Origin of the sequence: Roseburia sp. OM02-15, assembly GCF_003481835.1 — a bacterium.
In the GTDB taxonomy this organism is placed as follows: domain Bacteria; phylum Bacillota; class Clostridia; order Lachnospirales; family Lachnospiraceae; genus Eubacterium_I; species Eubacterium_I ramulus_A.
Map to the genome: position 1 here is coordinate 27,740 of NZ_QULX01000016.1, position 26,496 is coordinate 54,235.

Below are 26,496 nucleotides of genomic sequence, written 5' to 3' on the forward strand. Positions count from 1 at the left end.
CAAAAATGAAAGCATAATGTGACAGGCAGAATATGAAGTGAGAAAAGGAGATAATTATTATGATGATCGCACTCGGAGCTGGTATCGCAGCATTAGCAGGAATTGGAGCAGGTGTAGGTATTGGTATCGCAACAGGTAAAGCAGTAGACGCTGTAGCAAGACAGCCGGAAGCAGACAGCAAGATCAGCAAGAACTTATTACTTGGTTGTGCACTGGCAGAGGCAACTGCTATTTATGGTATGGTTGTCGCTATTCTGATCATTTTCCTTTGCAAATAAAAAACAAAGACGTGAGATTTTGTTTTTAGAAGGAGGATTTCAGGATGCTGAGAATTGATTCAAACCTTATATGGATCATTGTGAACCTGTTGATCTTCTATTTCCTGATCAGAAAGTTTCTGTTCAAGCCGGTTTTGAATATCATTGAAAAGAGAAAACAGATGGTGGCTGAACAGTTTGAAAAAGCAGATACGGCAAATGCCGAAGCACAGGAGTTAAAAACTCAGTATGAGGCATCTTTGCAGGGAGCCAAAGAGGAGGCAATTCAGATCGTGGCAGACGCCAGAGAGCGGGCGGATGTACAGTACAAGCAGATTGTTTCCGATGCGGAGAAACGATCCGCAGATCTGCTTGAGAAGACAAATCAGGATATGGAAAAAGAACGTGACAGAGCACTTCAGAGTGTACAGAAAGAAATCGGTACTCTGGCCATGGCTGCAGCAGTTAAAATTATCGGAGAAAATAGCAGTAAGGTCACGGATGAACAGCTTTACAATGAGTTTTTGAGTAAAACGGGTGACAAACATGACAGCAACAACGGCTAAATATGTAAGAGTTTTGTGGGAGCTGAACGCTCCGGTAGAGGATCTTGAAAATGCAGCGCAGATTTATCAGGAAAGTCCTGAACTTCAGCGTGTGCTGACAGACCCAAGTGTTTACAAAGAGGAAAAACATGCGGTGGTTGACCGTATTTTCCCGGAAAAAAAGTTACAGAATTTTATGAAGATTCTCTGTGATTATTCTGACGTGGAATATCTGGAAGAGATCGTGGAGGAATATAAAATGTATGCAAACGAACATCAGTCAGTAGTAAATGCAACATTACGATATGTAACTGCACCGGATGATAACCAGTTGGAGGGAATCAAGAAATTTCTGCTGGAAGAGTTTGATGCACATCAGGTGGAGCTTGAGATGATCCGGGATGAGCGTCTGGTGGGAGGTTTTGTCCTCACTGCAAACGGCCGTGAATGGGATTGGAGCATCAGCGGACGTATCCGCGGCATGCAGGAACAGCTCGGAATGGTTCAGAGCCATCATGCAGAAGTATAAGTAAAAGGTAAAAGAAAGAGGTGATAGGACAATGAGCGCTATCAGTTCACAGGATATTATTTCCATCCTGAAGGAAGAAATCGAAAATTACGATTTTGAAGCGAAGGATCGGGAAATTGGTCATGTCATCTGGGTTGGTGACGGAATTGCCACTGTTTATGGAATTGACCAGGCCATGTATGGTGAGATCGTTGTCTTTGAGAACGGCGTAAAAGGTATGGTACAGGATGTCAGAAGAAATGAAATCGGTGTCATTCTGTTCGGCCGTGATACAGGGATCAAGGAAGGAACCAAGGTAACAAGAACCAAAAAGAAAGCCGGAATTCCGGTTGGAGATAAATTTGTCGGAAGAATCATCAATGCACTGGGGGCACCGATCGATGGTGAGGGTGACATTCAGGAAGATGATTACCGGCCGATTGAAAATGAAGCACCGGGTATCGTTGATCGTAAATCTGTCAGCGTACCAATGGAGACAGGAATCCTTTCCATCGATTCCATGTTCCCGATTGGCCGTGGACAAAGAGAGTTGATCATCGGTGACCGTCAGACAGGTAAGACATCCATTGCAACCGATGCAATGATCAACCAGAAGGGCAAAGATGTCATCTGTATTTATGTTGCAATTGGACAGAAAGCATCTACAATTGCAAAAATTGTATCTACATTGAAAAAACACGGTGCCATGGATTATTCCATCATCGTAGCAGCAACTGCCAGTGATCCGGCTCCGTTGCAGTACATCGCACCGTATGCAGGAACTGCCATGGCAGAGTATTTTATGTATCAGGGAAAAGACGTGCTCATCGTTTACGATGATCTGTCCAAACATGCGGTAGCTTACCGTGCATTATCCCTGTTGCTGGAGCGTTCTCCTGGACGTGAGGCTTATCCGGGTGACGTTTTCTATCTGCATTCCAGACTGCTGGAGCGTTCCAGTCGTCTGAGTGACAAACTTGGCGGCGGTTCCATCACAGCCCTGCCGATTATTGAGACACAGGCGGGCGATGTATCCGCATACATTCCGACCAACGTTATTTCTATCACAGACGGTCAGATTTTCCTGGAGAGCAACTTATTCTTCTCCGGTATGAGACCGGCGGTAAATGTAGGTCTGTCCGTATCCCGTGTTGGTGGTGCCGCACAGACAAAAGCGATGAAAAAAGCAGCCGGAAGTATCCGTATTGATCTGGCGCAGTATCGTGAGATGGAAGTATTTACCCAGTTCAGTTCTGATCTGGATGATGATACAAAAGAGCAGTTACAGTACGGAAAAGGTCTGATGGAGCTGTTAAAACAGCCGCTTTGCCAGCCGCTTAGCATGGCAGAGCAGGTTATCACACTGTGGACAGCAACACACAAGATTTTCCTGAATGTAGATGTGAAGAAAATCAAAGAAACCCAGAAGGGTATGCTGGAATATATCAAAAATGCACATCCGGAGATCATCGATGAGCTGAATGAGACAAAAGCTCTGTCCGATGAACTTGGAGACAAGATTCTCGCTGCCGCAAAAGAGTACGTAAAATAAAGTTATTTTCATGTATATTTAGATAGTTTAAATAGTTCATGCATTTCGTACAGAACATACATCTGCATGAGCAACTATCTGAGTGAAAAAGGGCAGAAAGGAGAATATCATGGCAAGTGCAAGAGAGATACAGAGCAGAATGCAGAGTATCAAAGATACGATGAAAATCACCAGTGCCATGTACATGATATCTTCATCAAAAATGCAGAAAGCAAAGAAAAGTCTGGCAGATACAGAGCCGTTTTTCTTTGGTCAGCGAAATGCAGTGGCACGTTTTATGCAGTGCGTTCCGGATACCAAGAATATTTTCTTCGGAAAAGAAGGTGTTGCGGAGGATCAGAAAAAACGTGGTTATATCGTAATTACTGCAGATAAAGGTCTTGCAGGTGCTTACAATCACAACGTGCTGAAACTTGCATCAGAGGAGATTGAAAAGCATCTGCAGAGTGAGCTGTTTGTAGTCGGTGAGCTTGGCCGTCAGTATTTTATGAAAAAGAACGTTTACATTGATGGTGAGTTCAGCTACACAGTTCAGAACCCGACCCTTTATCGTGCCCGTCATATCGGACTGCAGATGATTGATAAATACGTGTCAGGGGAACTGGATGAGGTTTACATTATCTATACAAAAATGATCAATGCCTTCAAGATGGAAGCGGATATGTTCCAGATCCTTCCATTGCACAGAGAAGAGTATCTTCACAAAAATCTGCAGGGCTACAATGATCAGATGATGTTTCACCCGTCGGTAGAGACATTGTTGGATAATCTGGTTCCGAACGTAGTGTGTGGTTTTATTTATGGCGCGCTGGTAGAGTCTTATGCCAGTGAGCACAATTCCAGAATGATGGCGATGCAGACTGCGACAGACAGTGCAAAGAAGATGCTGCATGATCTGGAAATTGAGTACAATCGTGTGCGTCAGGCGGCGATCACCCAGGAGATCACTGAGGTTATTGCGGGTGCCAAGGCGCAGAAGAGCAAGAAAAAATAAGAGAGGTGAAGCGATATGAATAAAGGAAAAATCGTTCAGGTCATGGGACCTGTTGTAGACGTAGAGTTTTCCGACCATAACCTTCCATGCATCAAAGATGCACTCGAAGTTGATAATAATGGAAAAAAATGTGTCATGGAAGTGGCACAGCATATTGGAAATGATACCGTAAGATGTATTATGCTTGCTTCCAGTGAAGGGCTTCATCGTGATATGGAAGTAACAGCAACCGGCGCTGGTATCACAGTTCCGGTAGGAAAAGCAACACTGGGACGACTTTTCAATGTTCTGGGTGAAGCAATTGATGATGGAGAACCGGTGGAGTCAAAGGAAAACTGGTGTATTCACAGAGAGCCGCCATCCTTTGAAGACCAGAGCCCGGTTGTAGAGGTTCTGGAGACAGGTATCAAAGTTATCGACCTTCTGGCACCATATTCCAAAGGTGGTAAGATCGGTCTGTTCGGTGGTGCCGGTGTAGGTAAAACCGTTCTGATTCAGGAGCTGATCCGAAATATTGCAACAGAGCACGGCGGATATTCTATTTTCACCGGTGTTGGAGAGCGTTCCCGTGAGGGTAATGACCTTTGGACTGAGATGAAAGAATCCGGCGTTCTGGAAAAAACAGCCTTAGTGTTTGGACAGATGAATGAGCCACCTGGAGCTCGTATGCGTGTGGCTGAGACGGGTCTGACCATGGCAGAGTATTTCCGTGATAAAGAGCATCAGGACGTACTGTTATTTATCGATAACATTTTCCGTTATGTACAGGCAGGTTCTGAGGTTTCTGCGCTGCTCGGACGTATGCCGTCAGCCGTAGGTTATCAGCCGACACTGGCAAACGAAGTCGGTGAGCTGCAGGAGCGTATCGCTTCCACAAAAGAAGGCTCTGTTACATCTGTACAGGCGATTTACGTACCGGCCGATGACTTAACTGATCCGGCCCCGGCTACGACATTCGCACATCTGGATGCAACAACCGTACTTTCCAGAAAAATTGTTGAGCAGGGTATTTATCCGGCTGTTGATCCGCTGGAATCTAACTCCCGTATTCTGGAGCCGGATATCGTCGGTGAGGAGCATTACGAAGTTGCCCGTCGTGTACAGGAGATTCTGCAGAGTTACAAAGAGCTGCAGGATATCATCGCAATCCTTGGTATGGAAGAACTTTCCGAAGAGGATAAAACGACTGTATACCGTGCAAGAAAAATTCAGCGTTTCCTGTCACAGCCGTTCCATGTAGCTGAGACATTTACCGGAATTCCTGGTAAATATGTACCGCTGGAAGAGACAGTCAAAGGTTTCAAAAAAATCATTGACGGTGAGATGGATGAGTATCCGGAATGGGCTTTTTTCAATGTCGGAACCATTGATGATGTCATTGAAAAAGCAAAGAACGGTAATCATTAGTGAGGTGTGACTATGGCTACATTTCATTTAAAAATCATTGCATATGATAAGATTTTTTATGATGATGAGGCGGTTTCCATCGTACTGCCTGCTGTGGATGGAGAAATCCAGATTATGGCAAATCATGAGGAATATGTCATTGCGTTAAAAGAGGGCGAAGTACGAATCACGACACCGGATGGAAAAATGATCCCGGCAGTTTGCGGAAGCGGATTTGTGGAGGTCAGTTCCGATAATCAGGTGGAAGTGCTGGTGGATACGATCGAACGCCCGGAAGAAATTGATGTGCGCCGTGCACGGGAAGCAAAGGAACGTGTAGAAGAACGTATGCGGCAGCATCAGAGTAAGATGGAGTATCATCGAAATGCGGCTTCGCTGGCACGTGCGATGGCACGTTTGAAGGAAGCTAATAAATATCGTCATTAAAAGATGCTTTAGTTTTTTAAGTTTCTTTGGTGGCTAAGTTTTAGGTAGTGGAAGCGTCCCCAATTTATTTTATCTTGCTGGCCAACAATCGCTCATCAAGAAAAAATAAATTGGGGGCGCTATTTGCATTCGGAAAAAAATTCTTTTATTATCAAATAATCGCTCACTGAGAAAAAATGAATCCAGTCCCCTATTTACGTCATGAAAAATGTTTTTTGTTGAGAATTAAAAACCCCCGAAGCTGGCACTTCGGGGATTTTTGTATTCTAATGGAATACATACTTTTCTTACTCACCACTATAATAAACTTTTCCTTTGAAAAAATCAATATCTAAATGAACAATATTTTTAGTTGAATCGAACAAAGTTTCGTGATATTATGTTATTGCTGTCGACTCTTTCCAGTAGGAAGGAGGTGAGTCTAATGGAATACATACTTGCTTTTCTTATCTCTGTATTGGCATCTATAGTGGGTTATTATATTTGCAAATGGTTAGACAGAGACAAACGGCAGCACTAGCCTGACGGTGTAGTTCTCCAAAATGAACTTTAGAACTCTGGAAACTGGCATTTTCAGAGTTCTTTTAAATATATGTATTGCACTGGTAAATTATGAAAAATAATTTTATAAATTATCGGATCCAATATAAACCTGATAGTATTCTCCAAGTGTGTCCCGACCGTATTTGTATACGGAGTAGAACGGGGCATGGTAAATGACAGTTTCATCGCTGTATTCTACGGAATAGGCAAAACGTGGTGCCTGTCGGATATAGCATACACTGGCGAAGTCCAGCCAGATCATGCCAAATAGGATAGCGAAAAAGATAACAATGGCTTTCAGTAATCTGCGTTTTTTGAGTAACTGGAAGATTCCAATGGTTACGATTATAGCTCCTAAAATAGCAAATTTTGCTGCCCAGCCGCTTTCACTTGGAAATACGGTAAATCCGGACAAAATCAGGAAACATCCGAAGGCTGACAGGATATATCCGGTCAGTTTTTTCATTTGCATGTGTTTGTCTTCTGTGGCATATTGTGCCGCTTTCATTAAAGTGTCTTTCATTTCTACATTCATATTCTCGCTTTTCCTTTCTCCGTCGATGATTTCACGGATATCAACATCATAAAAATCTGCAAGTTCAACTAATACAGACAGATCTGGTAAATTCGTTCCGGTTTCCCAGCGGGATACGGTGCGGTCAGATACGTTGAGCTGTTCTGCAAGCTGACTTTGCGTAAGTTCTTTTTCTTTTCTGAGTTCTTTTAAAAAAAGACCGATCTTTTTCTGATACATGTTGTTGCTTTTGCCTCCTTTCAGGAAAAATGATAACAAAAAGTGCGTGAAATCACCACGACACAAAGCGAGAGTTACAGCAAAAGGTAAATACAATATGTGTGTCTAGTACATATTGTGTTATATAAAGTGTGTGTTCCGTAAATAAAAATATAGTATCACAGAAAATTATGTCTGCTGTGCTACGCGATAGCTTCGTGCGGACATACCGTTTTCTTGTTTAAAAATTCGACAGAAGTAGTTGTAGTCGGAGAAGCCACATTGTTCGGAAATTGTGGAAATAGGTAAATTTGTTTCGGACAACAGTGTCTGTGCATGTTGCAGGCGCATTTTTTTTATGTATTTGGCGATGCTGCAATGTAAAAATTCTTCTGAATATTCGTAGAGTTTGCGGCGGCTCAGATGCAGGTGTTCGCAAAGGCGGTCTACGGACAGATCTTCGGTCAGGTGATTCAGGATGTAAGTGTTGATGTTCTGTTCAAATTGTTGCTTTTCGATAGAAATCAATTTTTTGTACAGGATGGAAGAAATACATGCTTCCATGATTCTTGCGGCGGCGTGAATCTGTGTGTCAGAGATACAGGGAGTCGCAGCAGCATACTGTTTCCAACTGTCATTTTCTGCTTCGTTTAAATGATATTTATGTAATGCATGTTCAATTAGTGACTGTAACTGTTCCGGGGAGGCTGCATTTGCAACCTGTCCCATCATAAGGTAGCCGATGGTAAATCCGTCGCTGACGATTGGCGCGGTGGCTTCGATCAAACCGGCATGACATTTGTAAATGACACATTCACCGGAAGCCTTTGCTGCTTCAAAGGAAGCACGGTCGGAAGCTTCACAGAGGGCAGCTCCTTCCGGGGAAGTTTTGATACAATTGCAGAAATAGTTTTCTTTTGTAGGGTAGCTAAAAATCCATTCTCCTTCGGGATCGTAGAGGGTTAGTGTCAGTTTTGTTAAGTCGTGGAAGTCCTGTAAAAGCTGATGCAGTTCTTTTTCATTATAGTTTAGTTTCATAGTAAAATTCCTTTATTTTATTTGTTTCTATAATACATGAAAAAAGTGCTGTTTGCGATACGATTTTACAGTTTTTGGGAAGAAAATCACTATTTTTTCAAAATGGTATGAGATACAATACAAGCATGGTTAAGAAGTGCCATGAAATAAGTTGAGCAAAATCGTGGATCTGGTTTCATGTTCATTTAACCAAATTAAGGAAATTCTCTGCTTCAATTGTGTAAATGTGGGGGAATTGCCTATATCAGTTTGACTTTGAAGATTATTTGAGATGGAAGCATAAAAAGTGGGAATTGAAAGGGGAAGAGACGAGTATGAAAAAAGAAGTTATGGTGGATATGACTTCCGGACGTATTGCACCGCAGATTTTGAAGTTTGCGATGCCGGTATTGCTGGGATTGATTTTTCAGAGAATCTATAATTTCGCAGATTCGTATATTGTGGGTCACTTTTTGGGGGACAATGCGCTGGCGGCGGTCAGTGTGGCAGGCGTTGGCATGTATCTGATGTTTTCGCTGATCATCGGTCTGACCACTGGTGTGACGGTGGTTATGTCGCAGTATTACGGTGCTAAGGAAGCGGATAACGTAGTAAAAACATTTTTTTCTTCCATATATATTGCGTTGGGGATGACGATCATCGTGACGGTGGTTGGTCTGATCGTGACAAAACCGCTGCTGATCGTGCTGCAGACACCGGATGAGGTGTTGGATCAGGCGGTATTGTATCTGCGACTGATCTGTGCGGGATGTATCGGAACAATGTTGTACAACTGGATTTCTGCGGTATTGCGGTCTCTGGGAAATTCGGTGGTTCCGCTGGTGTTCCTTGGAATTTCCAGTTTGCTGAATATTGTATTTGATGTATTATTTGTGGCTGTGCTTCCGTTGGGCGTTGGCGGTGCGGCATTTGCAACGGTGCTGGCGCAGATTGTTTCAGGTGTGGCGTGTCTGCTTTATGCATGGAAAATTCTGCCGATGCTACGGATTCGCAGGGATAAATTGAAACTGGATACATTTATTGGAAAAAAGATGCTTGTATATGGTCTGCCGGCAGCTTTGCAGATGAGTATTATTTCCATTTCGGATATGACTTTACAGGCGGTTGTAAATACATACGGAACGACGCTGGTTGTAGCCTACGGTGTCTGTGTAAAAGTGGAAGGTCTTGGTATGCAGGTAGGAGATGCACTGGGAACCGCTCTTGGAACTTTTGCGGGACAAAACACCGGTGCAAAAAATATTTCACGAATTAAAGCCGGTTTTCGCACAACATTTGCGTTGAATGTCATTGGTTATGCGATTGTGTCACCGTTGATTTTTATCCTGGCTCCGCTGTTGATGCGTTTGTTTACCGATAATCAGGCGTCTATCGGTTGTGGTGTGGAGTATATGCATATTTTTGCACCATTTTTAATCGGTGTTGGAACACTGAATCTGTTCCACAATCTGCTTCGTGCAGTTGGTGATGTCAAGATCACAATCTGGATGGGCATCAGTGAGGTTATTACGCGAATCGGTTTTGCATTTTTGTTCTCTTATCTGTGGGGCTATCATGGACTTTGGTGGGTATCACCGCTTACATGGTGGTGCGCAGCAGGTGTCGGCGGCTTAAGATACCTGAGCGGTGTTTGGAAAAAGAAGATCGAAAAGGCGATTCCCTCATAAAAGTGTGATTATATCAGATGGGAGATGACTCCCACCTCTATAGGTGGTGAGAAACAAGCTAGTATCAGTGGTGGGAGCCAATCCCCCATCTGATATAGCCTCCGGCAGGATTACAGAGGTGCGCAGTTGAAGTATGTCATGCAATTGCATGACGCGCACCTCGCAACAAGAATGCCGGAGCATTCTTGAAAGAAATAATCTCTTCATGAAAGTGCAGGAAATGTAAAAATACGTTTATCTCTGCATTGACTTTTAAAGTGTGCTTTGTTATCATTGTTTTCAGTGTGCAAGGCACACTTTTTTTCTGCAAATTTATTTAGAGTATATATTTTGATTTATTTAGAATATCTTTGAGAATCGTGTTAAAAATCATATTCGTACAGATTTGAAGTAAATAGAGGGAATGTAATAGGCTCTGAATAACATGTTTTTAATTGGAAAGGAAATATATGAGTACAGTTTTATTTGAAGATTTAGATTTAAATCCGCAGATTCTGCGGGCAATTAAAGAAATGGGATTTGAGGAGGCCACTCCGATTCAGGCACAGTCCATTCCGGCTGTCATGAGCGGCAGAGATGTCATCGGACAGGCGCAGACAGGAACCGGAAAAACAGCATCTTTCGGTATTCCGCTGCTTCACAAAGTAGATCCGAAGCTGAAAAAAACACAGGCGCTGATTTTATGCCCGACCCGTGAGCTTGCCATTCAGGTATCCAACGAGTTACACAATCTGGCAAAATACACCCACGGTATCAAAATCCTTCCGATTTACGGTGGACAGGAGATTGGCAAACAGATCCGTTCCCTGAAAGGCGGCGTACAGATCATCGTTGGTACACCGGGTCGTGTAATGGATCATTTAAGAAGAAAAACAATCCGCTGCGATCATATCCACACCATTATTCTGGATGAGGCAGATGAGATGCTGAACATGGGATTCCGTGAGGACATTGAAGAAGTATTAAAATATCTTCCGGAAGACCGCCAGACCGTTCTTTTTTCCGCAACTATGCCGAAAGAGATCATGGAGATCACAAAACAGTATCAGAAAGATGCGCTGACCATCAAAGTGGTAAAAAAAGAGCTGACTGTAAAAAATATCGAACAGTATTACTATGATGTAAGAAGAAAAGATAAGCTGGATATTTTGACAAGACTTCTGGATGTGTATGATCCGAAGCTCTCCCTTGTGTTCTGTAACACAAAACATATGGTAGACGAGCTGGCAAACGAACTGCAGAACCGTGGTTATTTTGCAGAAGGTCTGCATGGTGATATGAAACAGCAGCAGCGTGACCGTGTTATGAGAAACTTCCGTAACGGAAAAACAGAGATTCTGGTAGCAACGGATGTCGCTGCCCGTGGTATCGATGTTGACGATGTGGAAGCAGTATTTAACTACGATCTGCCGCAGGATGACGAGTATTATGTTCACCGTATCGGTCGTACCGGCCGTGCAGGCAGAACCGGAAAAGCATTTTCTTTTGTAAAAGGAAAAGAAGTTTACAAATTAAAAGAGATTATGCGTTACTGCAAGACAAAGATCTATGCACAGCCGATTCCATCCATGCGTGATGTTGAGGAAGCAAAATGCGACAAGATCATGGAGCAGTTAGACCAGATCATTGAAAATGAGGATCTGACTAAGATGGTAAATATGGTCGAAGCGCAGATCAATAACGGTGATTATACGGCAATGGATCTGGCAGCAGCCTTTTTATATCAGGCACTTGGAAAAGCAGAGCGCGAAGGCGTAAAACAGGATAATTTCGATTTCTCTGATACCGGTGCAGAAGACGGAATGGTTCGTCTGTTTATCAATATTGGTAAAAAACAGCGCGTGCGTCCGGGAGATATCCTCGGGGCAGTTGCGGGAGAATCCGGAATGCCGGGAGATTTGGTAGGAGCTATTGATATGTTTGACAGCTATACATTTGTGGAAGTTCCGAGAGAGTATGGTGCGGCAGTGCTGAAGGCGATGAAAAATGCGAAGATTAAAGGAAAGAGCATCAATGTGGAGCCGGCGAATGCGAAATAGGGGCTTTTTAGTTTTTGAAGCGGCGGCAATTTAGGTTGTGAATGAAAAAAGAGTGCGAATTGCATCCTTCGGGCTAAGACGCCCGTTCGAATGAAATTCGCACTCTTTTTTCAATGTCAGTTAATGAGCCGCCGCGAGAGAAAGCCTGTGAGTTGTATCACGTGCGTTCGACTTGAATGTACTAAGACGGTGATTTTGCATATTGTAGATTGAAATCGACGAATCATTTCTGGGCAAGCGATTGAGTGAGTGACTGAGTTTCACAAGGTTTTGCGCGAACGGAAACCGACCAGCTTTTATAGGAGGCGGGAGTGAGCGCGATGAAACCGAAGTGAAATGAAGGTAACGAACGTTTAGCGGACCGGAAATGATTCGTCGATTTCATCTCAGTCTGAGTTGAGACTCCCACTTCTGCAAGTGGTGAGTAGTAACAAGTATTTCTCAGTGGGAGTTCAATCTCCGACTGAGATAAATGCTCCGCGAGGGCGCACATTGTCTGGGAGACAATGGTTTTGCGCCGACCGGAACGGAGTGTAGAGTGCAGTGATTCTGAAAAGAAGATGTCAGCTTGCGCTGACCAGAATCACGCACCAAGTCTCACGTGCGTTCGACTTGAATTAACAAAATCTCAAACATCATTTTCCGGCGTCCCGAAGGGCTTTCAAAGCCTGACCTCCCATCGGGTACAATGCCATCAGGTTAAAAATCGTCATAAGACCAACGCCTACGTCACCGAGATCCCATACTGTGGTGTAAGCTGCAAGTCCTCCGATGAAGAGCATTACAAGAGCCACGATTTTGTAGGCAGTCTGGTAACACCATTTATTTCCGAACAGGTAAGCTACGTTGGAGCGGGCATAGAACAGAATTCCAATGAAAGTGGAAAAACTGAACATTGCCAGAGTAGCTGCAATAAAGATTGTTCCAAATGTTCCAAGGTGGTACTGCATAGCAGTCTGCAGCAGATCCATGCCGACAAGTCCGTTGGTGAGTTCCTGTGGTACGAGAAGCAGGATCATTGCAGTACAGGTACAAATCACAATGGTATCAATAAATACGCCCAGTGACTGTACCAGACCAATTTTAACAGCGTCATCGCTTTTTGCAGCAGCTGCCGCACATGGTGCAGAACCGGAACCGGCTTCATTGGAAAACAGTCCTCTTTTTACACCGTTCATTAATACAGCACCGAAACCGCCGGCTGCGACCTGGCGGAAACCGAATGCTTCCTGGAAAATACGTGCAAAAACGTCCGGCATCTGTCCGAGGTGTGTAAGAATGATAATGACAGTAAAAATAAAGTATGCACATGCCATGATCGGAACCATGATGTCCAAAACCTTTACGGTTGCATTTTTCCGAAGTACAATAATTGCAGCAAGAACAACAAGAATGATGGTCGTTGCCAGTGGCGGAATGGAAAATGCATTTTCAAAGGCAGAGGTAACCGAATTGCTGATCACCTGACTGATTCCGCACCAGCAGATAAGACCGGAAATTGCAAAAAGTACAGCAAGTACGGAGTATTTGCGATAAGTGCCGTCTTTTCTTTTGGCAAAAAAATGATGCATATAATAAGCAGGGCCGCCATGGTATCCGCCATAGAGCGGATCTTTTTCTTTGTGAAGCTGTGCCAGGGTACCTTCAATAAAAGCAGTAGAAGAACCAAGCAGTGCAGTGATCCACATCCAGAATACCGCACCGGCGCCTCCGGCTGAGATAGCTGCCACAACACCTACCAGATTACCCATGCCGACGCGGGTAGCCGTGGAGACGATCAGTGTCTGAAACGAAGACAGACCGCCGCGTTTGTCTTTTTTTTCATTTAAGGCACGAACCATATCCGGAAAAAGGCGGATTGGCAGGAATTTTGTCCGAATGGTAAAATAGATTCCGGTTGGAATCAGTAAAATAACGAGAAGCGGAAGACCTAATGTTCCGCCACCGGGTAATGGAAGGGTGACCAGATCACCCCATAAAAAGTTGTACACAAGTTCAATAATTGTTGTCATAATGTCCCCCTTAGTTTTACAGATAAACAATTGATCGGTTTTGTATTTCATTGGAAAACCAGCTGTTTCGAATTTTGTTTCACATCTGTAATTTGTAAATGATAAAGGCAAGTATAGCATATATCTCCGAAAACATCAACACTTTAAAGTGCGAAACTTTAAAGTAAAAAACAGTATGTCGTAGTTCACTCGTTCCATTTGCAAAATATACTTGTTATTACTCACTTTATAGAAGCAGGAATCTTCTTGACGGAGATAAAAAATGAGATTCCGAATGCGGTTTACATTCGGAATCTCATTTCTAATTTACAGATACTTCTCCGGCAAGGACTTTTTTGTAATCCTCATAATTCTTCTTCAGAAGTTCCGGTGTATTCAGTTCATATGGACATTTTTTCATGCACTGGCCACATTCCAGACAGTTCTCAATTTTTTTCATTTCCTCCTGCATCTGCGGAGTCAGCCAGCCGGCGCTCGGTGCACGGCGCAGCATGAGGGACATGCGGGCACACTGATTGATCATAATGCCAGCCGGACATGGCATACAGTAACCGCAGCCACGGCAGAAATCACCGGTCAGTTCCAGTTTTTCTTTTTCGATATAAGCACAAATTTCTTCATCCATGGAAGGGGTATGTTCCATATAAGAGAGCCATTCTTCCAGTTCGGATATTTTCTGGATTCCCCAGATTGGCAGAACGTTATCAAATTGTGTCATATAAGCCATGGCAGCTTTGGAGTTGTGGATCAGACCTCCAGCAAGTCCTTTCATGGCAATAAATCCCATGTTTTGTCTGGAACAGGCTTCTACCAGCTGAAGTTCCTGTACAGAGGAAAGATAGCTGAACGGGAACTGCATGGTTTCGTACAGACCGGAAGCGACACATTCTTCTGCGATACCGATCTTGTGCGCAGTGACACCGATGTGGCGGATCATACCCTGTTCTTTTGCTTTCAGCATACATTCATACATTCCTGTTCCATCTTCCGGGCGGTAACACTGGTTGACACAGTGGAACTGATACAGATCCAGATAGTCTGTTTTGAGTAAGTGCAGGGATGTTTCTAACTGACGCCAGAATTCATCCGGAGTCGTTGCGGCTGTTTTGGTGGCAATATAAATTTTATTGCGCATGTGTCCGAACGCTTCTCCCATTTTTTCTTCGCTGTCACTGTAGGCGCGGGCAGTGTCAAAAAATGTCATGCCGCCTTCGTAAGCACGATGCAGGATTTTGACTGCTTCTTCCGTGGATACACGCTGGATTGGTAATGCACCAAAGGCATTTTGTGGTGTCTGGATGCCGGTGGATCCTAATGTAATTTGTTTCATAATGTTTCACCTCATAAATAGCTGTTTTTTTATCATTTTATTAAAAAGATATTATCAGTTACAGATATTGTATACTGTCAGGAGGAACGGTGCAAGGTGAACTGTAACATAAAATTCATCATTTGAACGCAGAATAAGCAATCCCCCGCTTCAAGCGTGTAGAGCACTAAGCGGTGGGTAAGGGGGATGCTTATGTCAGTGGGAGTTAAAAGCTCCCACTGACAGGTCGCAAAGCGACTGCGTTCATGAGCAAGTAGCGAAAGCGGATTGCGAATGTCCGCTTTACCATCATAGAAAGACAAATGTACGTTGTATGAAGAAAAATGCTTGCATCTTGAAAAAACCTGTGATATGCTTTTTTACGGATTTGTCGTTGGTCGTTGAAATCAGATGCATATTTTTGCATCGCAGACAAGTTCACTCTGGAGAGTCTTCGCATATGCGAAGCGCCGAAGGTGTCGCGGTTAAGTGAGCGGATGATTTGTGCGTATCGTATGGATTGGTCCTTTCAGGTTATAACCGCTTATCTCTCAGGCAAAAGGACAGAGCATACCACAATATATGCATGTTCTACTCTTTAGAGGCTGATTGTTTATCAGCCTTATTTTTTATATAAAAAGGGAGAGAAGAAAATGGCAAAATTATTCAATCAAATTCTTACATCAATCGACGATTTTGTATGGGGCGTTCCCCTGATCGTCCTCATTCTGGCAGTCGGTGTTTTTCTGACCATAAGAGTCAAAGGTCTGCAGATCCGACTTCTGCCACGTGCAATCAAGGAACTTTTTGTAAATGAAAAAAGTGGTGACAGCGGAGAAGTATCCAGTTTTGCAGCATTGTGTACTGCATTGTCCGCAACCATCGGTACAGGTAACATCGTTGGTGTTGCAACCGCGCTGGTAGCCGGAGGTCCGGGTGCATTGTTCTGGATGTGGGTAGCTGCCTTTGTAGGTATGGCTACAAAGTATTCGGAATGTCTGCTGGCAGTGAAATATCGTACCGTTGCAGAGGATGGTCATATTGTGGGTGGCCCGTTCTACTACATTGAAAAAGGTATGGGAACAAAATGGAGATGGCTGGCAAAGATTTTCGCATTTTTCGGTGTTTGTGTAGGTTTGTTTGGTATCGGAACATTTACACAGATCAATGGTATCACAAATGCCGTACAGACATTTTTTGATCCGGATAAAACATGGACCGTGCATATGTTTGGAATGGATTATTCCTGGACAGTTGTAATCGCAGGCGTATTGTTATCTATCTGTGTCGCACTGGTAGTTATCGGTGGCATCAAACGTATTTCCAGTGTTTCACAGGTTGTCGTGCCGTTTATGGCAGTTGCATATGTAGTTGTTGTATTAATCATTCTTCTGACACATCTCGGAGAGATTCCGGGAGCGTTCAGGACAATTATTGAGAGTGCGTTTGGTCTGCGGGCAGCAGCAGGTGGAGCATTGGGAGCAGTATTGATGGCAATGCAGAAAGGTATTGCCCGTGGTATTTTCTCCAATGAGGCAGGCCTTGGTAGTGCACCGATCGCAGCAGCCGCTGCACTGACAGATTCTCCGGGACAGCAGGGCCTGATTTCTATGCTGGGAACATTTATCGATACAATCGTAATCTGTACAATGACAGGTCTTTCTATCGTAATTGCAGGTACATGGAATATCGGTCTGGAAGGTGTGGCAGTTACTACAAAAGCATTCCAGACGACATTACCGTTCCCGGAGCAGTTTTCATCCTTTATTTTGATGATCTGCCTGGTGTTCTTTGCATTTACGACGATTCTTGGATGGGATTATTACAGTGAAAAATGTCTGGAGTATTTATCCAATGGAAATCAGAAAGTAGTTAAAGGTTATCGTTGGTTATATATTCTGGCAGTATTTATCGGACCGTATATGACAGTTTCTGCTGTGTGGACCATCGCGGATATCTTTAATGGATTGATGGCGATTCCGAATCTGATCGCACTGGTGGCACTGAGCGGAGTGGTTGTCAGTGAGACAAAGCTTTATCTGAAACGTATTGGAAAAGCGTCTTAAGATGCGTATATAAAAATTAATTTTTAGTATATGAAACGAAAATGTGGTATTTTACCTTCGCGGTTAACAATCGCCTGCATGGGAAAAATACCACATTTTCTTTATCTGTGTTTTCTGACTAATTCAATTCTCTGTTAACCTTAAATTTTTTCCCATTTTCTTAACCCCCTGGGTGGCTTGTGAAGCTGCTTTTCTTTTGTTATTCTGATAAAAAGTGATCGAATTGTTGTGTCTGAAAAAATGTATATGAAAGGAAAAAATTATGTTGAACAGAAAAGGAAAAAAAATAGGTGCAGTTCTTCTGACCATGGTTATGGCACTTGGCTTGCTGACGGGATGTGGAGGAAACAGCGAGCAGAAAGATGGCTCTGCAAAAGCGGAAAACACAAGTGTGAAAGTATTTACATACGGAGATACAACATTTAATGCAGAAAACGATGAATCGGACGTGAACCCACACAGAGGATATTCTGGATGGGCATGCATCCGTTATGGAATCGGAGAGACGTTATTTAAGTATTCCGATTCTATGGAATTAGAGCCATGGCTGGCAAAATCATATGAAAATGTAGACGACAACACATGGAAGATTACATTGCAGGACAATGTGACATTTTCCAGTGGACGAAAAATGGATGCGCAGGCAGTCAAAGAATGTCTGGATGATCTGGTGGCAGTCCATGAACGTGCAGCAGGTGATCTGAAGATCAGCAATATGGATGCAGATGGTCAGACACTGACGATCACAACCAGTGAACCGGTTCCGGCATTAATGAATTACCTGTCTGATCCGTATGCCTGTATCATTGATATGGAAGCGGGCATTACAGACGATGGAAAAGTAACCGGAACGGGACCGTATATCGTGCAGGAACTGGAAACCGACAAAGGTCTGACTCTGGTAAAAAATGAAAATTACTGGAACGGTACACCGCATCTGGATACGATTTATGTAAAAACGATCACAGACGGGGACACCATGACTATGGCAATGCAGTCCGGTGAACTGGATGCCGCTTACGGACTGCCGTATGCAAGCCTGCCATTGTTTGAAAACGAACCATACACGATTTCTTCCTGTGAGACATCCCGTTCGTTTTTTGCGCAGATGAATTATGCGACAGAAGCACTTCAGGATGATAACGTCCGGGCAGCGATCGCAAGTGCGATTGACAAGGAAAACTTTACTTCCGTATTGCTGGATGGAAACGGAGCTGCGGCAGTGGGACCGTTCCCGGAAAGTTTTACCTTTGGTGATACTACCGTAACCGCGGAAACCTATGATCCGGCAAAAGCAAAAGAATTACTGAAAAATGCCGGTTGGACGGATACCGACGGGGACGGCTATGTAGATAAAAATGGTAAAAAATTGACGATCCGTTGGGTGACTTATCCAAGCCGCCAGGAGTTACCGCTGCTGGCAGAATCGGTACAGGCGACCATGAAAGATATTGGAATCGATGTTCAGGTAAACAGTACGGCTAATTATCAGGATTATCTGGATAAAGGCGACTGGGATATTTTTGCAGGTGCTTTTGTCAGTGCACCGACTGGTGATCCGGAGTATTTCTTCACCACACATTGTCTGGACAGCTCCACAAAGAATCGTGGCGGATATCACAGTGATGCGTTGGAGGCATTGGAAAAACAGATGGCAGTTACTTTTGATCCGACGGAACGTGCGTCTCTGGCGACACAGATGACACAGACAATTCTGGATGAACATGCATTTGTTTTTGCGTCTCATTTGAAAATGTCTATGGTATCAGGAAAAGGTGTGTCCGGTCTGGTGGCACATCCGTCAGACTACTACGAAATTACGGCAGATTTGGATAAAGAATAGTGGAAAATATAGAGCAGAAAACATCAGATGTGAGATCATTTGCGACTCCATAGATGATCTGCAACAAGATTATATATGATAGGAACTTATCAGGAAAAAGGTTCTGATAGGTAAGGAAAAATACGAACAGGTATGAAAAAATATATCATAAAACGGTTATTACAACTGATTCCGATTTTGTTTGGCATTACGCTGCTGACGTTTGTGCTGATGCACACGTCTTCCGTGGATGCAGTTGACATGATGGAGCAGAATACGGGAATGGCATGGACGGAAGAACAGAAAGCGGCCGCCAGAGAAGAACTGGGACTGGACAAATCTGTGCCAGTACAGTATCTGAACTGGGTAGGAAATATGCTGAAAGGGGATATGGGAACATCCTATATCTCCGGGCAGCCGGTATTGCAGATGTTTCTGGAAAAACTTCCTATGACAATTTATCTGACAATCACGTCTGTTTTGATGACCATTGCGCTGTCGATTCCGTTGGGAATTCTCTCCGCGGTGCGAAAAAATAAATTTACCGATTATTTTATCCGGATCTTAAGTTTTATCGGAAACTCCATGCCCGGATTTTTTGTCGCGTTATTGCTGATGTATCTGTTTTCGTTGAAACTTGGGTGGTTTCCGGTGATGGGAAGTGGTCAGGGATGGAAAAGTATTGTTCTGCCGACACTGACGCTGGCAATTGCCATGTCTGCAAAATATACCAGACAGATTCGGGCAACGGTTCTGGAAGAACTGAAAAAAGATTACGTGGTCGGAGCCCGTGCGCGGGGCGTCAGAGAACGAAAAATCCTGGTCGGAAGTGTATTGAAAGCATCCATGCTGACGATTGTAACATTGCTGTCGTTGTCCATCGGTTCGCTACTTGGTGGAACTGCAATCGTAGAGTCGATCTTTATGTGGGATGGTGTTGGAAAAATGGCAGTGGATGCGATTTTGACCAGAGATTATCCGGTGATACAGGTATATGTGGTCTGGATGGCGATTATTTATGTGATGGTAAATCTGGCGACGGATATCATTTACCATTATCTGGATCCGCGTATCCGGTTACAGGAAAATTCCTGAGAAAACAGGAGATGATAACATGCGAACGAAAAAGACAAAAATAAAATTTATCATACTGTTAATTTTAGTGGGAATCCTGCTTTTTACCGCGGCTTTTGCGAAGCATCTGACGCCGTACGATCCCTATGAACAGGAACTGGCAAATGCGCTGGCAAAACCATCGGCACAGCATTTGTTTGGAACTGACCGCTATGGAAGGGATATGCTTTCCCGGGTGATTTTAGGCGCACAGACAACAGTATTTTCCGCATTGGCACTGGTGTTGATCATTTCTGTTACAGGCACGATCCTTGGAATGATTGGCGGGTATTTTGGCGGAAAAATCGATGATCTGATCATGCGGATCTCAGACTTGTTTCTGGCATTTCCGGGCATGGTATTTGCCATTGCGGTGGCAGGTGTCTTAAGTGGTGGTTTAAAAAGTGCGGTGATCGCCCTTGCCTGCATTTCCTGGACGAAATTTGCCCGGCTTGCCCGCAGCCAGACGCTGACGGTAAAAGAAATGCCGTATATTGCGGCAGCAAAACTGTCGGGGTGTAATGGAATGCAGATTCTCCTCAGACACATTTTTCCTAATATTGCAGGAACCATGATCGTGACTGCCATGCTGGATATCGGAACTATGATCATGGAGCTGGCAGGGTTATCATTTCTGGGACTTGGCGCAACGCCGCCGATGGCAGAATGGGGTTCTATGATGAGCAATGGGAGGAGTATGCTGCAGACCTGCCCGTGGATCGTGATCGCGCCGGGAATTGCAATGTTTGTGACGGTTGCGATATTTAATTTGCTTGGTGATACCGTGCGGGATATGATTTAGGGACAAATGATATGATGAGTAATATATTGGAGTATCGTAATGTCGATATTCATTATGGGAAAAAACAGGTAATAGAAAATGTTTCGCTGTCAATGAAACCGGGAGAAATCCTTGGCATTGTCGGAGAATCCGGAAGTGGAAAAAGCACTCTGATTCGGGCAGCTATGGGTTTGCTTGGAGAAGGCGGAATGGTTACACAGGGGCAGATTCTCTATCAGGGAACGAATGCGACAATTGATATGACGCAGATTCACGGGGAAGAAATGCGCCGTTTGCGCGGAGCGGAAATTGGCATGATCTTTCAGAATGCAGGAGCATCCCTCTGTCCGATCCGAACGATAGAGGAGCAGCTTTATGAGGCAGTATTGGAACATGAATCCATCTCAAAAGGAGAGATTCGTGACCGGGCGCTGGAATTATTTGAACAGCTGCGATTTACCAACGGAGAGCAGATTTTAAAAAGTTATCCCTTTGAATTTTCCGGGGGAATGAATCAGCGTGTGGGAATCGTGCTTGCCATGGTGCTTCGTCCGCGTTTGCTGCTGGCAGATGAGCCAACCAGCGCGCTGGATGTGACGGTACAGCTTCAGGTTTTGCGGGAAATGAAAAAATTACGTGACATGTACGGAACTTCCATTGTTCTGGTGACACACAACATTGGTGTGGTCAATTATCTGGCAGACCATGTGGCAGTCATGCATCAGGGAAAACTGGTGGAATATGGCACAAAAGAGGACGTGTTAAACCATCCGCAGGATGCATATACGAAAAAACTGATCGGTTCGGTATTGCATTTGAAACGGAGTTAAATTAGGGGCGTAATATTAGCTATGGATACAATATTAGAAGTAAATAATTTATCAAAGCAATTTTACAAAAATAAAAAATTGTTCACAGCGGTAAATGGCATCAGTTTTACGTTGCAGCGTGGAGAATGTCTGGGAATCGTCGGAGAAAGCGGTTGCGGAAAAAGCACTACTGTAAAAATGCTCACCCATTTGTTAAAACCGGATGGGGGGGATATTTTCCTAAACGGAACCGACATTCAGAAACTGAGAGGAAAATCCCTAAAAGAATTTTATACGGAAATTCAGATGGTATTTCAGGTGCCGCAGGATTCTTTTGATCCCAGAAAAAAATTAGGGGACAGTATCATGGAAAGCATGCGCAATCATGGTATCGGCAAAAAAGAAGCACAGAATCGTCTGGAACAATTGTTGCAGCAGGTGGAGCTTCCAACAGAGATCGCAGACCGCTACCCAAATCAGGTCAGTGGCGGTCAGTGTCAGAGGGCGGCAATTGCCCGTGCTTTGGCAGTAAATCCGAAAATCCTGATCTGCGATGAGGCAACCAGTGCGTTGGATGTGACGGTACAGATGCAGATCATAGAGTTATTGAAACGATTGCAGAAAGAAATGGATCTGTCGATTCTTCTCATCAGTCATGATCTGGCATTGGTGCAGCATTTGTGCGACCGCGTTATCGTTATGTATCAGGGAAATATTGTGGAACAGGGAATACCTGAGCGCGTGATCAATGCGCCGGAAAATGACTATACCAAAATGCTGATCGAGGCAGCAATGCTGGGGCAGTAATGTGAATTGCCTTGGTGAAAGAAGCAGATTATGGTTTTTGTTGCAGAGTTGAAGAAAATAATATCCCCCTGGGTGGCTTGTGAAGCCACCCTTTTCCTGTATAAAATGTACTTAATGAATATGAGAACGGCAAAATGAAAGGAGACGGGATATGAGCAACACAGCAGAACAGCAATACGCAGAACAGGGGATTGTATATCTGGATCCGAAAATGAGAATCAAAAATTACTGGACACAGAGAAGCCATTCCTTTGCAGAACTGCGCGTCAGAGAATTAAACAGTGTGATGGCAGATCGCTGGCTGCGGGAAATTGCAAAATATATTCCGGCCGGAGGACAGCTTCGGATTCTGGATATCGGAACCGGAACCGGATTTTTCGCATTTCTGCTCAGCAGTCTGGGACATCGTGTTACCGGGATCGATCTGACTCCTTCCATGATTCAGGAAGCAAAAGAAATCGGACAGACATTACACAGCCCGGCACAGTTTCGTGTCATGGACGCAGAAAAATTATTATTTGCAGATGAAAGTTTCGACATGGTTATTTCCAGAAATCTGACCTGGACCTTACCGCATCCGCAGGAAGCATACCGGGAATGGCAGCGTGTATTAAAACCCGGTGGATTACTTTTGAATTTTGACGGCAATTACGGAAAAGCAGATTTTACCGGAAAAGGCGAAAAACTTCCGGAAAACCATGCACACAAACAGATTACCGGAGATCTGATGCAGGAGTGCGAGGCAATCAAAGATCAGCTGGAGATCAGCTATCATGTGCGCCCGGCATGGGATGTTACCGCATTGGGTGAGGCAGGATTTGAACAGATCAAATTAGACCTTGGCATCAGCAAACGGATTTATATCGAAAAAGATGAATTTTATAATCCGACACCGTTATTCTGTATTGCAGCGACAAAGAACTAGTACAACGATTTCTAAATAAGTACCATATAGAAAACAGACAAGTTATATGCGGCACTTATTTAAGAAACATTGTACTGAATTTAGGGGTACTATTATGAAAGAACTGGGAGAAAAGATCGTCAGCTACTGGGGGAACCGCGCCGAAGGTTATTCCGAATATAACCGGGAAGAACTGGCAGGCGATAAGTGGCAGGACTGGATCACAGAGATAAAAAAACAATTACCGAAAAAAGAAAAATCGGAAATCCGGATTCTGGATATCGGAACCGGTCCCGGTTTTTTTGCTATCCTGCTGGCGCAGGAGGGCTATCAGGTAACAGCAATAGACTGTACCGCAGAAATGCTGGCAGAAGCGCAGGCAAATGCCGGAGCACTGGCAGCGCAGATCACATGGAAGCTGATGGATGCACAGAAATTGGAATTTGCGGACGAAAGTTTTGATCTGGTACTCAGCAGAAATCTGACGTGGGTATTAGAAGAACCGGAAACTGCTTATGCAGAGTGGTATAGGGTATTAAAACCAGAGGGAATCATGCTGAACTTTGACGCGAACTGGTATCGCTATCTGTATGACGAAGAAATGCGAAAAGGTTATGAAGCCGACCGTGCAGCCACAGAAGCAAATCAGGTGCGGGACGAATATATCAATACCGATATTGATGCCATGGAAGAAATTGCGAAAAACGTTCCATTGAGCCGCAAGCTTCGCCCGGAATGGGACAGAGAAGTCTTACAGCACATCGGTTTTTCAGACATAGATATTGATACCGACATCTGGAAGCATCTCTGGACGGAAGACGAAAAAGTAAATTTTGCATCGACACCGATGTTTCGTATCGCGGCGATGCGATAATACGATAGATAAAAAGGTTCAAAATTTTTCCATTCTGCAACAAAAAAAAGCGAAGCGTTGTGAATCTGAAACAGTATCAGTTTTGCAACAACAAAAAACCCCGAAAAACCGTGCATTTTTGTAAAAACAAAATTGGCACGGTTTTTGCACTATATAAAAGCGTAACCAAAAACAATAATAAAAAATTATTTATATAAGAAAAGGAGAAATTATAATGTCAGAAATCGCTGTAAGACACACACGTGAAGAAAACTACGCGCACACAAATGACTGGAAAAAACCTTACGACGGAAATATCTTTGATATGTTCAAAGATGGCTCTTTCGAGCTGATCGATCTGTCCAACCCATTTGGTAGAGGAAATCCACTTTGGCCATCCAACGGAGACTTCCATATCGACAGAGTACAGCATATGCCGATGCATTACAGACTGCTTCAGACTTTCAACTCATTCCATATGCACAACTCTACACATGCAGATTCACCGGCTCATGTTATTCCGGAGAGCCCATATACACATGAACTCCCGATCCAGAACTACTTTGGTGAAGCTGTTTGTCTTGATATCCCGAAAGGAAAATGGGAGCTGATCACGGTAGAAGATATTGAGAACGCTGCGAAAAAAGTTCCTGGCGGAATCAAAGAAGGTGACTGGGTTCTGTTAAATACAGGTACACACAGACGTTGGGGTGAGAATGATGATTATTTCGCATACAGCCCGGGACTTTCTATTGATGGTGCAAAATGGTTCGTTGAGCATCACGTAAGAGGTGTTGGCTTCGATATGCAGGCAATCGACCACATCCTTTATACATATGCAGCAGATCACGGCCCTGGTCCATACGTTCCGCGTATCTGTGAAGAATACGAAGAACAGTTCGGACATCCGGCAAAAGACGATTTCCCGGAGTGGGAGCCATGTCATGATATCTTAATGGCAAACAATGTAATGGGTATCGAGAACCTTGGCGGAGATCTGGATAAAGTAACAAACCAGAGATTCTTATTCTGTGCATTCCCGCTTCGCTGGTACATGGGTGATGGTACAATCGTTCGTGCCGTTGCATTTGTTCCATCTGACAGAATCGACAGAAGTGTACCGGACAAAGAGTATCCGTACGGCGTATACTAAGAGTTAAGGATACGATTTAACGATTAACATACCGCAAACATAACTGTTCAGAGCTGGGTTACAGATTCCTGAACAGAACAAGTAAATAAATGAATAAGGAGCCAGACATCAGAATATGGTAACTGTTCAGAGCAGTAAAAACTAAATAATGGCTCTGGACGGTGAACACCACATATGATGTCCGGCTCCATTTTTAAGCAAAAAAAGGGGAAATTATGAGTAAAAAGAATATTGCTGTCCTTGGTGCAGGTAAAATGGGACTGGGAATTGCCCAACTTTTCGCAACAAAGGGACATCAGGTAAAAGTAATTTATGTATATGATGATAAGATCCGCTGTGATGCAGCCGCAGTTGTAAGAAGCAACTTGAGTGTATTAGTTGAGAATGATGTAATGACACAGCAGGAAGCTGACGATGCAGCTGCAAGAATCAGCTTTGTAGACACCATCGAAGAAGTGGCAGATTTTGCAGATATCGTATTCGAGGGAATTATTGAGAAACTGGAGATCAAACAGGATTATTTTGCAAAAATGGATGCGATTTTCCCGGTTTCAACAATTCTTGCAACAAATACATCCGCGATCAGTATCACAGAGATTGCAGAGAAATCCGTACACAAAGAGCGTATCATTGGTACTCACTACTGGAATCCGGCTTACCTTGTTCCGTTAGTAGAGGTTATCAAGACAAAATATGTATCTGATGAGACGGTACAGGCTACTTACGATCTGTTAAAAGAAGCAGGAAAACGTCCGGTTATCGTAAAGAAAGATGTTCCGGGATTCCTTGCAAACCGTATGCAGCATGCATTATTCAGAGAAGCATTAAATATCATTGAGCAGGATATTGCTGATCCGGCAGACGTTGATGATGCAATCAAATATGGCTTCGGTATGCGTCTTGGCATCTGCGCACCGGTAGAAGTTATGGATATGGGTGGACTGGATCTGACTTACAACATCCACAGCTATCTGTTCCCGCATCTGTGCAACAGTACAGAGCCGTCCAAACTTCTGACAGACAATATTGCAAAAGGCAACCTTGGCTTCAAGACCGGACAGGGACTTGAAACATGGTCCAAAGAAGATGTAGAAAAAGCAAACAAAGAACTGACAGAGGGACTGATCAAAGTTGCCCGCGTTCTTGGCCGTTTATAGG

The 26,496-nt window shown here is 43.8% G+C and carries 23 protein-coding genes and 1 riboswitch; of the genes, 19 read left to right on the plus strand and 4 right to left on the minus strand.

Annotation, left to right across the window (positions count from 1 at the left end; translation table 11 throughout):
* Positions 1 to 59: 59 nt before the first annotated feature.
* From atpE to atpC, 7 genes are all read left to right on the plus strand, one after another.
* A complete protein-coding gene (gene atpE / locus DXB15_RS13085; RefSeq protein ID WP_021737773.1) occupies positions 60 to 278 on the plus strand; it encodes an ATP synthase F0 subunit C in 219 nt (72 codons plus the stop codon).
* A 44-nt stretch (positions 279 to 322) separates the two neighbouring features.
* The gene (gene atpF / locus DXB15_RS13090; protein ID WP_109216349.1) at positions 323 to 823 is read left to right on the plus strand and encodes a F0F1 ATP synthase subunit B; all 501 of its coding nucleotides are present in this window, start codon (positions 323 to 325) and stop codon (positions 821 to 823) included.
* The gene (atpH, locus tag DXB15_RS13095; RefSeq protein WP_109216350.1) at positions 804 to 1,331 is read left to right on the plus strand and encodes an ATP synthase F1 subunit delta; all 528 of its coding nucleotides are present in this window, start codon (positions 804 to 806) and stop codon (positions 1,329 to 1,331) included. The genes atpF and atpH overlap by 20 nt, the downstream gene beginning before the upstream one ends.
* Before the next feature lie 31 nt (positions 1,332 to 1,362).
* Positions 1,363 to 2,862: a F0F1 ATP synthase subunit alpha gene (gene atpA / locus DXB15_RS13100; RefSeq protein WP_109216351.1), complete on the plus strand. Its 1,500-nt coding sequence runs from the start codon at positions 1,363 to 1,365 to the stop codon at positions 2,860 to 2,862.
* Positions 2,863 to 2,971: 109 nt separating this feature from the next.
* Positions 2,972 to 3,856, plus strand: a complete 885-nt coding sequence (gene atpG / locus DXB15_RS13105; protein ID WP_118703206.1) for an ATP synthase F1 subunit gamma — start codon at positions 2,972 to 2,974, stop codon at positions 3,854 to 3,856.
* Between the two features lie 15 nt (positions 3,857 to 3,871).
* Positions 3,872 to 5,263 (plus strand): F0F1 ATP synthase subunit beta, encoded by a 1,392-nt coding sequence (atpD, locus tag DXB15_RS13110; protein WP_109216353.1) that lies wholly within the window; start codon positions 3,872 to 3,874, stop codon positions 5,261 to 5,263.
* 12 nt (positions 5,264 to 5,275) lie between these two features.
* A complete protein-coding gene (atpC, locus tag DXB15_RS13115; RefSeq protein WP_118703207.1) occupies positions 5,276 to 5,689 on the plus strand; it encodes an ATP synthase F1 subunit epsilon in 414 nt (137 codons plus the stop codon).
* Between the two features lie 625 nt (positions 5,690 to 6,314).
* Here the strand turns inward: atpC and DXB15_RS13120 are convergent.
* Both DXB15_RS13120 and DXB15_RS13125 read right to left on the minus strand, forming a co-directional pair.
* The gene (locus DXB15_RS13120) at positions 6,315 to 6,986 is read right to left on the minus strand and encodes a helix-turn-helix domain-containing protein (protein WP_109216355.1); all 672 of its coding nucleotides are present in this window, start codon (positions 6,984 to 6,986) and stop codon (positions 6,315 to 6,317) included.
* Positions 6,987 to 7,154: 168 nt separating this feature from the next.
* Complete coding sequence (locus tag DXB15_RS13125) at positions 7,155 to 8,003, minus strand: PocR ligand-binding domain-containing protein (protein WP_109216356.1); 849 nt, start codon at positions 8,001 to 8,003, stop codon at positions 7,155 to 7,157.
* Positions 8,004 to 8,317: 314 nt separating this feature from the next.
* On the opposite strand from DXB15_RS13125, the gene DXB15_RS13130 reads away from it, so the two are divergent.
* The gene (locus tag DXB15_RS13130; RefSeq protein ID WP_158582273.1) at positions 8,318 to 9,670 is read left to right on the plus strand and encodes an MATE family efflux transporter; all 1,353 of its coding nucleotides are present in this window, start codon (positions 8,318 to 8,320) and stop codon (positions 9,668 to 9,670) included.
* 449 nt (positions 9,671 to 10,119) lie between these two features.
* The gene (locus DXB15_RS13135) at positions 10,120 to 11,709 is read left to right on the plus strand and encodes a DEAD/DEAH box helicase (RefSeq protein ID WP_118703209.1); all 1,590 of its coding nucleotides are present in this window, start codon (positions 10,120 to 10,122) and stop codon (positions 11,707 to 11,709) included.
* 635 nt (positions 11,710 to 12,344) lie between these two features.
* Here DXB15_RS13135 and DXB15_RS13140 read toward each other — a convergent pair.
* Together DXB15_RS13140 and DXB15_RS13145 are read right to left on the minus strand one after the other, a co-directional pair.
* Complete coding sequence (locus tag DXB15_RS13140) at positions 12,345 to 13,721, minus strand: alanine/glycine:cation symporter family protein (RefSeq protein ID WP_330427526.1); 1,377 nt, start codon at positions 13,719 to 13,721, stop codon at positions 12,345 to 12,347.
* 301 nt (positions 13,722 to 14,022) lie between these two features.
* Positions 14,023 to 15,051, minus strand: a complete 1,029-nt coding sequence (locus tag DXB15_RS13145) for an aldo/keto reductase (protein ID WP_118703210.1) — start codon at positions 15,049 to 15,051, stop codon at positions 14,023 to 14,025.
* A 412-nt stretch (positions 15,052 to 15,463) separates the two neighbouring features.
* Positions 15,464 to 15,607: riboswitch (glycine riboswitch) on the plus strand.
* 76 nt (positions 15,608 to 15,683) lie between these two features.
* Between DXB15_RS13145 and DXB15_RS13150 the strand changes: the two genes are divergently transcribed.
* The 10 genes from DXB15_RS13150 to DXB15_RS13195 all read left to right on the plus strand — a co-directional run bounded on the left by DXB15_RS13150 (position 15,684) and on the right by DXB15_RS13195 (position 26,495).
* Positions 15,684 to 17,096 (plus strand): alanine/glycine:cation symporter family protein, encoded by a 1,413-nt coding sequence (locus tag DXB15_RS13150; RefSeq protein WP_177957404.1) that lies wholly within the window; start codon positions 15,684 to 15,686, stop codon positions 17,094 to 17,096.
* A gap of 262 nt (positions 17,097 to 17,358) precedes the next feature.
* The gene (locus tag DXB15_RS13155; protein ID WP_118703211.1) at positions 17,359 to 18,939 is read left to right on the plus strand and encodes an ABC transporter substrate-binding protein; all 1,581 of its coding nucleotides are present in this window, start codon (positions 17,359 to 17,361) and stop codon (positions 18,937 to 18,939) included.
* A 132-nt stretch (positions 18,940 to 19,071) separates the two neighbouring features.
* The gene (nikB, locus tag DXB15_RS13160) at positions 19,072 to 20,013 is read left to right on the plus strand and encodes a nickel ABC transporter permease (protein ID WP_118703212.1); all 942 of its coding nucleotides are present in this window, start codon (positions 19,072 to 19,074) and stop codon (positions 20,011 to 20,013) included.
* Between the two features lie 19 nt (positions 20,014 to 20,032).
* Positions 20,033 to 20,833: a nickel transporter permease gene (nikC, locus tag DXB15_RS13165; RefSeq protein ID WP_109216203.1), complete on the plus strand. Its 801-nt coding sequence runs from the start codon at positions 20,033 to 20,035 to the stop codon at positions 20,831 to 20,833.
* 11 nt (positions 20,834 to 20,844) lie between these two features.
* A complete protein-coding gene (locus DXB15_RS13170) occupies positions 20,845 to 21,642 on the plus strand; it encodes an ABC transporter ATP-binding protein (RefSeq protein WP_118703213.1) in 798 nt (265 codons plus the stop codon).
* Positions 21,643 to 21,663: 21 nt separating this feature from the next.
* Complete coding sequence (locus tag DXB15_RS13175) at positions 21,664 to 22,428, plus strand: ABC transporter ATP-binding protein (protein ID WP_118703214.1); 765 nt, start codon at positions 21,664 to 21,666, stop codon at positions 22,426 to 22,428.
* A 151-nt stretch (positions 22,429 to 22,579) separates the two neighbouring features.
* Positions 22,580 to 23,353: a class I SAM-dependent methyltransferase gene (locus DXB15_RS13180; RefSeq protein WP_199670986.1), complete on the plus strand. Its 774-nt coding sequence runs from the start codon at positions 22,580 to 22,582 to the stop codon at positions 23,351 to 23,353.
* A 94-nt stretch (positions 23,354 to 23,447) separates the two neighbouring features.
* Complete coding sequence (locus tag DXB15_RS13185; RefSeq protein ID WP_109216207.1) at positions 23,448 to 24,206, plus strand: class I SAM-dependent methyltransferase; 759 nt, start codon at positions 23,448 to 23,450, stop codon at positions 24,204 to 24,206.
* A gap of 214 nt (positions 24,207 to 24,420) precedes the next feature.
* Positions 24,421 to 25,338 (plus strand): cyclase family protein, encoded by a 918-nt coding sequence (locus DXB15_RS13190; RefSeq protein ID WP_109216208.1) that lies wholly within the window; start codon positions 24,421 to 24,423, stop codon positions 25,336 to 25,338.
* Between the two features lie 215 nt (positions 25,339 to 25,553).
* Complete coding sequence (locus tag DXB15_RS13195) at positions 25,554 to 26,495, plus strand: 3-hydroxyacyl-CoA dehydrogenase family protein (RefSeq protein WP_109216209.1); 942 nt, start codon at positions 25,554 to 25,556, stop codon at positions 26,493 to 26,495.
* Position 26,496 lies beyond the last annotated feature (1 nt).